This window comes from Anaerococcus sp. mt242 (assembly GCF_016798225.1).
GTDB lineage: Bacteria > Bacillota > Clostridia > Tissierellales > Peptoniphilaceae > Anaerococcus.
Window position 1 is genome coordinate 38,413 of sequence record NZ_JAEUYX010000011.1, and the last position, 7,735, is coordinate 46,147.

General features: G+C 31.6%; 10 protein-coding genes. 4 read left to right on the top strand and 6 right to left on the bottom strand.

The window, feature by feature from the left end; genetic code table 11:
* Window positions 1-26: 26 nt before the first annotated feature.
* Genes JNO63_RS05860 through JNO63_RS05870 form a run of 3 tightly spaced genes read left to right on the top strand, consistent with a single transcriptional unit; the run spans window position 27 to window position 2,343 of the window.
* A complete protein-coding gene (locus tag JNO63_RS05860; protein ID WP_203127569.1) occupies window positions 27-806 on the top strand; it encodes a bifunctional hydroxymethylpyrimidine kinase/phosphomethylpyrimidine kinase in 780 nt (259 codons plus the stop codon).
* Window positions 796-2,136 carry an MATE family efflux transporter gene (locus JNO63_RS05865; RefSeq protein WP_203127570.1) on the top strand — a complete coding sequence of 447 codons (1,341 nt, stop codon included), beginning with the start codon at window positions 796-798 and terminating at the stop codon, window positions 2,134-2,136. The genes JNO63_RS05860 and JNO63_RS05865 overlap by 11 nt, the downstream gene beginning before the upstream one ends.
* Window positions 2,137-2,145: 9 nt before the next feature.
* Window positions 2,146-2,343, top strand: coding sequence for a hypothetical protein (locus JNO63_RS05870; RefSeq protein ID WP_203127571.1), 198 nt, complete (start codon window positions 2,146-2,148; stop codon window positions 2,341-2,343).
* A 35-nt stretch (window positions 2,344-2,378) separates the two neighbouring features.
* Here JNO63_RS05870 and JNO63_RS05875 read toward each other — a convergent pair whose 3' ends face one another.
* The 4 genes from JNO63_RS05875 to JNO63_RS05890 form a co-directional block, all read right to left on the bottom strand.
* Window positions 2,379-2,618, bottom strand: a complete 240-nt coding sequence (locus JNO63_RS05875) for a Veg family protein (protein WP_203127572.1) — start codon at window positions 2,616-2,618, stop codon at window positions 2,379-2,381.
* A 96-nt stretch (window positions 2,619-2,714) separates the two neighbouring features.
* On the bottom strand, window positions 2,715-4,097 hold the full coding sequence (locus JNO63_RS05880) for an aminopeptidase (protein WP_203127573.1): 1,383 nt from the start codon (window positions 4,095-4,097) through the stop codon (window positions 2,715-2,717).
* Between the two features lie 8 nt (window positions 4,098-4,105).
* Window positions 4,106-5,947, bottom strand: coding sequence for a molecular chaperone HtpG (gene htpG / locus JNO63_RS05885; RefSeq protein ID WP_203127574.1), 1,842 nt, complete (start codon window positions 5,945-5,947; stop codon window positions 4,106-4,108).
* Window positions 5,948-6,001: 54 nt separating this feature from the next.
* Window positions 6,002-6,349, bottom strand: coding sequence for a hypothetical protein (locus JNO63_RS05890; RefSeq protein WP_203127575.1), 348 nt, complete (start codon window positions 6,347-6,349; stop codon window positions 6,002-6,004).
* Window positions 6,350-6,474: 125 nt separating this feature from the next.
* Here JNO63_RS05890 and JNO63_RS05895 point away from each other — a divergent pair, with 125 nt between their 5' ends.
* Window positions 6,475-6,690 carry a DUF1858 domain-containing protein gene (locus tag JNO63_RS05895; RefSeq protein ID WP_203127576.1) on the top strand — a complete coding sequence of 72 codons (216 nt, stop codon included), beginning with the start codon at window positions 6,475-6,477 and terminating at the stop codon, window positions 6,688-6,690.
* 31 nt (window positions 6,691-6,721) lie between these two features.
* Here the strand turns inward: JNO63_RS05895 and JNO63_RS05900 are convergent, their stop codons facing one another.
* The gene (locus tag JNO63_RS05900; RefSeq protein WP_203127577.1) at window positions 6,722-7,045 is read right to left on the bottom strand and encodes a hypothetical protein; all 324 of its coding nucleotides are present in this window, start codon (window positions 7,043-7,045) and stop codon (window positions 6,722-6,724) included.
* A gap of 24 nt (window positions 7,046-7,069) precedes the next feature.
* Window positions 7,070-7,588, bottom strand: coding sequence for an NUDIX hydrolase (locus tag JNO63_RS05905; RefSeq protein ID WP_203127578.1), 519 nt, complete (start codon window positions 7,586-7,588; stop codon window positions 7,070-7,072).
* Window positions 7,589-7,735: the final 147 nt, after the last annotated feature.

A 7,735-nucleotide genomic window follows, 5' to 3' on the forward strand; every position in this document is an offset into this window, starting at 1 on the left:
AATATCATATTAATAAGGAGTAAATAATGAGTAAAATTCTTTTGATAAGCGATTTTGTATCACGAGGGAAAATCGCTGGAAATATGATGGAACCTGTGCTTTCTTACAGTGGCCATGATGTTTTTTTTCTACCTTCAGCTTTAATTTCAAATAATTTTTCCAAGGGGAAAGTTACTATTTTTGACACCACTGATTATATAAAAAATAGTTTAAAAGTCTGGCAGGAACTTGGCTTTGATTTTGATTTAATATTTTTAGGCTATATCAATGATATGAAGCAGAAAAATATTATTTTTTCATACTTAGAATCTCTAGAAAAAAAACCTTTAATAATTTTGGATCCTATAATGGGAGATAATGGCAGTCTCTATAAGGGGGTTGATGAGGAAAAAATAAATATCTATAAGGAATTTTTAGATATTGCTGATATCACCATGCCAAATATTACTGAGGCAAATTTTTTAGCGTTAGATAATTTTAATGAATTAAAGTCAATTAGCAAAAATTATATAATTACTAGTCTTAATGATGAAAATGGATACTATAATCTAGCTATTGGCAATGATATTAAAAAAATTTACTACAAAAGAATTGACCATAATTTTGCTGGAACTGGTGACTTATTGGATGCACTCTTTATAAATTATTATCTAAAAACAAGTGATTTTAATTTATCAAATAAGCTTGCATCAGATAAAATTTATGAAATATTGTCTAAGCAAAAAAGCGATCATCCAGATGACATTGAAATATATATTGAAGAATACTTGTATATTTTAGATAATGGAGGCAATTTTGCTAGATAGTAAATATTACAAAAGAGCACTTTCAATAGCTTGGCCTGCGGTCTTCGAGTCCTTTTTTATAGCACTTGCTGGTATGATAGATACATTTATGATTTCTTCTTTGGGACCTGAGGCAATTGCTGCAATAGGACTTACTACCCAGCCGAAGTTTTTGGCTATTACATCTTTTTTTGCAATATCAAGCGCAGTATCAGCCCTAGTTGCAAGACGACAGGGTGAGGATAATAGAACAAAGGCCAACCAGACCTTAGCAACTTCAATTTTAATATCTATGATTTTTGTTGTTATTACAACAATTATTATGATAAGATTTGCAGATCCAATCTTAGTTTTTGCTGGAAGTGATGAAAGCACTCACACTATGGCCAAAGAATATTTTAATGTAATTATGCTTGGAATAGTCTTTAATGCCTTGTCAATGACTATTAATGCGGCTCATAGAGGTGCTGGTAATACCAGAATTGCCTTTATAACCAATCTTGTTTCATCAATTGTAAATATATTTTTCAATTACTTACTAATTGAGGGCAATTTGGGTTTTCCTGCTCTTGGAACAAAGGGTGCAGCTATTGCGACAGTAATAGGTGCGGCAGTTTCAACAATTATGTGCTTTTATTCACTTAGAAAGAAAAATTCCTACCTAAATCTAAAAGAAATGGCCTATGGTGGTATAAGGATTAGCAAAACCATTGCAAAAGAAATTTCAAATCTTGGAGTCAATATTTTTATTGAGATTATGTCCATGAGGATAGGATTTTTCATAACAGCCCTTACAGCTGCAAGGCTTGGTACAGATTATTTTGCCGTACATAATGTTGGTATGAACTTGCTTTCACTTTCTTTTTCTTTAGGAGATGGTATGAGTGTTGCAGTTATTACCCTAACTGGAAATAATCTGGGTGCTGGACGCAAGAATGAAGCTATTGCTTACGGTAAGGCCTGCCAGCAAATAGGATTTATTATGGGAATTATCATTTCTATAGTATTTATGATATTTGGTAGAGCGATATTTAGCCTATTTTTCAATGACCCAAGTATAATCGAAAAAAGTGATATAGTAATAAGATATATTGGATTTATAGTAATCTTTCAAATACTTCAGGTAATCTATGGTGGATCTTTAAGATCTGCTGGAGATGTTAAATATACCCTATTTGTGGCAATTATATCTGTAACAATCGTAAGATCAGTTGCAACTCTAGTTATGGTAAATATGCTAAAACTAGGACTAGATGGTATTTGGATAGCAATTCTAACTGATCAAGCAAGTAGATTTATTGGATTAAGACATAGGTTTAAAAAAGGAAAATGGGTTGATTTAAAAATTTAGAGGGAAATTATGAGAAGAGTTTATAAATTTTTAGCATCTATTGTTCTAATATCTGCAATATTTACAGGATGCGAAAAAAAGGTTGAGGAAGTAAAACCCACAGAAACCACCACAACTATTATAGAGGTGGATAAAGATAAAAATGAAAATCAAGATGATGAAGAAAGTGATGAAGACACTAGCGAAAAAACTGAAGAAAATAATTAAAAAAACTGATTGGTGTTTACCAATCAGTTTTTTATTTACTCTGCAGAGATAAGCTCCACAGTTGATGTTAATATATCCGAATATGAATATGACACTGTACGTTCCACATCAAAGTCGTTATTTACTTTTACAGTAAAGACGCTAGGAAATGCATTTACAATGACACCCGTTTTTGTTTTTATACGTTTACGTCCCATATCAGCTTTAAGAATTACCTCTTTGCCGATATTTCTCTTGACTTCCTGTCTGATGTCATTTACTGATCTTTGCTCCATTAAATCATCCTCTCATTAAATGCTAATATAGATTATACGACCATAAAGCACTTAAGTCAAGGAAGCGTAATATTATACTAAATGTCTAATGGTGTGTCAAATATTTTTATAAAAAGCTTTGTAAGCTAGTACTGTCTCATATAAATCAGCCTTGCTTACAAGTTCTGTTGGTGCGTGCATAGAAATAACTGGAGTTCCACAATCGACTACATCCATTCCGTATTCTGCAAGAATAAAGGCAATTGTGCCCCCACCTCCTGCATCTACCGCGCCAAGCTCGCCTGTTTGGTAGATTACATTTTCTTTTTCAAAAGCCATTCTTACTTCTGATAGATACTCTGCATTTGCATCATTTGATCCACCCTTTCCACCGCTACCGGTGTATTTGGTAAGGGCCACCCCGCATCCAAATTGTGCTGAGTTATCTATTTCTGATACATCTTTGAAATTTGGATCGTAAGCGAGTGTTACATCTGCTGATAGAACTTTTGAATTTGCAAGAGATTTTTTAAGACTAATAAGATTTGCCTTGCCTTGGATATTTAATAGCTCTAGCACTACATTTTCAAAAAATTGTGAAGTCATAGCAGTTGCACCACGTGATCCAATTTCTTCCTTATCTACAAATAAGGCTACCGCAGTTTTTGATGGATTTTTTATATCAAGTATTGCGTTTAATGTTGAGTAAGCACAAACTCTATCATCTTGGCCGTGGCCTATTATCATAGAGTTATCAAGACCTGCATTACGTGCTTTTATTGCAGGAACAACTTCAAATTCTGCGGTGATGAAGTCTTCTTCTTCGATACCATATTTTTCGTTTAGGATTTTTAAAATATTTTTCTTAACCGGATTATCATCTTCATCAGCAAGTGGGATTGAGCCAACTATTACCTTTAATTGTTCCCCTTCAATAACTTCGCTAGCTGATTTTTGCATTAATTTTTTAGAAAGGTGGATTAATAGCTCTGATATTGTAAATACTGGTTCATCGTCGTTTTCTCCAATAGAGACTTCAATTTTTTCGCCGTTTTTGTTAAAAATCACTCCATGTAGGGCTAAAGGAATAGTTGTCCATTGGTATTTTTTAACCCCTCCATAATAGTGAGTTTTAAAATATGCAATATTATTATCTTCTGAAAGAGGGACAGGTTTTAAATCTAGCCTTGGTGAATCAGTATGTGCACCAACAATATTCATCCCTTTCTCCAAGTCTTCATTGCCAATTACAAACAAAGCAACTGCCTTGTTTTTATTTACAACATAAACTTTATCGCCTGCTTTTAAAGAATTTTCACTGATTTTTTTATCAAGACTTACAAAATCTTTAGCCTCAGCACGTTTTATAATCTCATTTGTAGCAAGTCTTTCAGTTTTTGCTACATTTAAGAAATCTATATAGTCTTTTGAGATTTCTTCGAGTTCATTTTTTTGATTTTGATCAATGTTTAACCAAACATTTTTTCTCTTATATTCCATAATTTTCCTTAAATAAATTTCCAAATATTTTTTGTATAGGCTACTGGATCTTCAATTTCTAGGCCTTCTATTAATTTTGCTTGATCTAGAAGTAGATTTACAATTTCATTCTTATTTTCATCATCTTTTGCATTTTCTAAAAGCTCATAAGCCTTAGAATTTTTATTTATTTCTAGCACTTTTTCTGCCTTTACAGCTGGACCTGTTGGATTATTTTTAAGGGCCTTTTCCATTTCTATCGAAATATCTCCCCTTTGTTTTATCATCGCAGGAATGTCTCCCATTTTTTCGCTAAATTTAATGTCCACAACATCTTCAGGCAGATTTTCTAAAAGTTTTTCGATTAACTCTTTTTGACCTTCATCACTTGTTTGCTCTTCATCTTCTTCAGCAAGAGATTTAAATTTAAGTCCATCATATTCTTCTAGCATTTTTACTAAAAATTCATCTATTGGCTCATCTAGTAATAATACATCCTGATCATCATTAACTAGGGCTAGGGCTGGTGAATTTTTGATTTTTTCTATAGAATCTCCTGTTGCATAAAGAATATTTTCATCTGTTGATTTTGCTTTTTCTTTATATTCTCTAAGTGAGATTAATTTATCTTCATTTTTAGAATAAAATAGCAATAGGTCTTGTAAATCTTCCTTATTTGATCCAAAGGATTCATAAATTGCCACTTTTATATTATTTCCAAATTCTTTGAAAAAGTCAGCGTATTTTTCTGGCTCATTTTTTTGTAAATCAAGCAAGTGCTTACGGATTTTTTTGTTAATTTGTTTTGAAATCACCCTTAATTGCCTGTCTTGTTGTAAGGTTTCTCTGGAAATATTTAGGGTAAGATCATCACTTTCTACAACACCTTTTGCAAATGAATAGGAATCATCTAATAAATCTTCGCTGCGGTCCATAATTTTTACACCGTGAGTGTATAATTGAAGGCCTTTTTGATAATCTTTTGAGTAATAATCAAATGGAGCTTTTTTCGGAATGTAAATTAGGGCCTTAAACTGAACTGTTCCTTCGGCAGCAAAGTGAATCCATGAAAGTGGTTCATCAAATCCAAAGTGTTGGTCTTGGTAAAATCCAATGTAGTCTTCATCAGATAATTCACTTTTATTTTTCTTCCAAATAGGTGTTTCAGAATTTAGAACTTCAAGCTCTTTATAATCTTCATACTTTGGATCCTCATCTGTGCTATCTTCGGAAAGTCTAGTTTTTGTAACTTCCATTTTAATTGGATAACGGATGTAATTTGAATATTTGCTTACTAAATTTCTGATTCTAAATTGATCTAAATAGTCATCGTAGTTTTCATCTTCTGTATTTTCTTTTAGGAAAAGTGTAATTTCTGTGCCTTGGTCATCTTTATGAGTTTCTGATATTTCAAAACCATCTGCATTTTCACTTTCCCAGAGATATCCAGTATCTTGACCATATTTTTTAGTTTTTACAACTACCTTATCAGCCACCATGAATGCAGAATAAAATCCTACACCAAATTGACCGATTAGGTCTTTGATATCAGAATTTTCGACAGTATTTTTAAATGATTCTGTGCCAGATTTAGCAATTGTTCCCAGATTTTCGATTAAATCCTCTTTATCCATACCAATTCCGGTATCTTTTATGGTTAAAGTACGATCATCTTTATCCACTATAATCTCTATATAATAATCATCTTTTTGTGTGTCATTGTCTGATTTTAAGTCTTTATAATATAATTTGTCCAAAGCATCGGATGCATTGGAGATTAATTCTCTTAGGAATATTTCCTTGTTTGTGTAGATAGAATTAATCATTAAATCCATGACTTTTTTAGCTTCAGCTTTAAATTCTTGTTTCATATTCCCTCCTTAGCACTCTAAGTGTCTAACTGCTAATATTATACTAAATAGACTTTATTTTTCAATTTGACTTAGTTCTTTTCCCTTAGCCACAAGTTGTTTTTGGATGGCAAGTCTTTCTTTTATCAGCTCATCTTTTCTCCTAGCTAATTTGTTTTTATTTATCATTGTTACAAAAATTAAACTTAAAATAAATATAACTATAAAAAATCCTACACTCTGATTAGTAGTTATAGAAAATTGTTTGACAATGAGAGTAGCAAGAGCTGATGCTATTAATGGTATGACAAATAATTGGAAAAATGATACATTTTTTCCTAGGTTATTTATCATTTCATTTTTTTCTTTTAATTCTTCTCTTAATTTTAATATTTCATCTGTTAATATCTTTTTTTGATCCATAATATTGACCTTTCTTTGATTTTCTATTATTATACTTATTATCGATAGGAAACATAATCCCTAGTAAATCACTTGCTAATACTAGTTTTAAAGGTACCATTATATTATAAAAAGGGGGCAGAAAAATGGAAGATACAAAACAAACAACTGGCAAAGTTGAAATCACTCGCGATATGCTAATCGGTGAGATTATTCAAGCAAAACCAGAAACTATAAATACACTCCTTATGGCAGGTATGGGTTGTATATCATGTCCTTCATCATTATATGAAACACTTGATGAAGCATGCATGGTACACGGCATGGATCCAGATTACCTACTTGAGGAATTAAATAAATAAAACTCGAGGCTAAAAGCTTCGAGTTTTTTGTTTATATATTTGTTAGTAATAAGTAAGCAAAAATTAAAAGAAATAAAGTTAAGACAACTATGATAATAATATTGCTGGTTTTATTATCTTTATAATCTGCTCTTTTATATTCAATTTTATCTATTAAAAGTGTAGCTGAATAAATTATCCAGATACTAAGTAGAAAGTGCCCCTTTTCTACACTATTATTGACTGCTCCACTGCCATTCCAATGGATTAGTATGAGGTCAGGTAAATTTTTAAAATTTATTATTGCAATAACTGTTAATAAATAAAATGCTATTTTAAGCAACCGATAAGCCTTATTAAAACTAGTTTTTTTCATATAATCATCTCTTATTTATTCTAATTATATCTCCACATATCTATTATCATTGCTTAATTCAAACAAAAATCTTATAAAAGATTCCTTATAGCCTACAAATTTATTGGCTTTTCTTAAAGCGAGGACTCCCTCAAGTTTCTCCCATCTGGCATCTGCTACTTCTTCTTTTTGTAATACCAGATCATCTAAATTTATATCGGCATGCAGGATATAAAAATCATCAAATCCTAGGGGGAAATTTGCAGTTAGACTTGGTCTTATATTTGTAAAATCAATCTTTATTCCAAGTTCTTCAAATAATTCTCTTTGAGCTCCGATAGCTGATGATTCCGTCGTGGACACCGCTCCACCACAGCTTACATCCCAAAGGCCAGGCATTTTTTTATTAAAGGTACGTTGTTGGATTAAAAGTTCGCCATTGCTATTAAAAATACACACATGGACAACCATCCTATAAAAACCCTTGGGTTGGGCTGATCCTCTTATATAAGTTTTTGTTGTTTTTTGCCTATTTTCATCATATAAATCCATTATTTCATCCATAAGCTCACACTCCTTATAAATTCATACCCCAAATTATATTTAAAGAAAAAAATCCTAGCTAATTGAACTGACCCCTTAAAGTTGGACCTAATCAACTTAAGGAGGTCAGTTTTTTATGGCAAAATATAGAACAGAATTCAAATATAA

Excerpts from the sequence above, each read along its gene's own strand:
- JNO63_RS05860 (WP_203127569.1), top strand. The coding sequence starts at position 27 with ATGAGTAAAATTCTTTTGATAAGCGATTTTGTATCACGAGGGAAAATC.
- JNO63_RS05870 (WP_203127571.1), top strand. The coding sequence starts at position 2,146 with ATGAGAAGAGTTTATAAATTTTTAGCATCTATTGTTCTAATATCTGCA.
- JNO63_RS05875 (WP_203127572.1), bottom strand. The coding sequence starts at position 2,618 with ATGGAGCAAAGATCAGTAAATGACATCAGACAGGAAGTCAAGAGAAAT.
- JNO63_RS05880 (WP_203127573.1), bottom strand. The coding sequence starts at position 4,097 with ATGGAATATAAGAGAAAAAATGTTTGGTTAAACATTGATCAAAATCAA.
- htpG (WP_203127574.1), bottom strand. The coding sequence starts at position 5,947 with ATGAAACAAGAATTTAAAGCTGAAGCTAAAAAAGTCATGGATTTAATG.
- JNO63_RS05890 (WP_203127575.1), bottom strand. The coding sequence starts at position 6,349 with ATGGATCAAAAAAAGATATTAACAGATGAAATATTAAAATTAAGAGAA.
- JNO63_RS05895 (WP_203127576.1), top strand. The coding sequence starts at position 6,475 with ATGGAAGATACAAAACAAACAACTGGCAAAGTTGAAATCACTCGCGAT.
- JNO63_RS05900 (WP_203127577.1), bottom strand. The coding sequence starts at position 7,045 with ATGAAAAAAACTAGTTTTAATAAGGCTTATCGGTTGCTTAAAATAGCA.
- JNO63_RS05905 (WP_203127578.1), bottom strand. The coding sequence starts at position 7,588 with ATGGATGAAATAATGGATTTATATGATGAAAATAGGCAAAAAACAACA.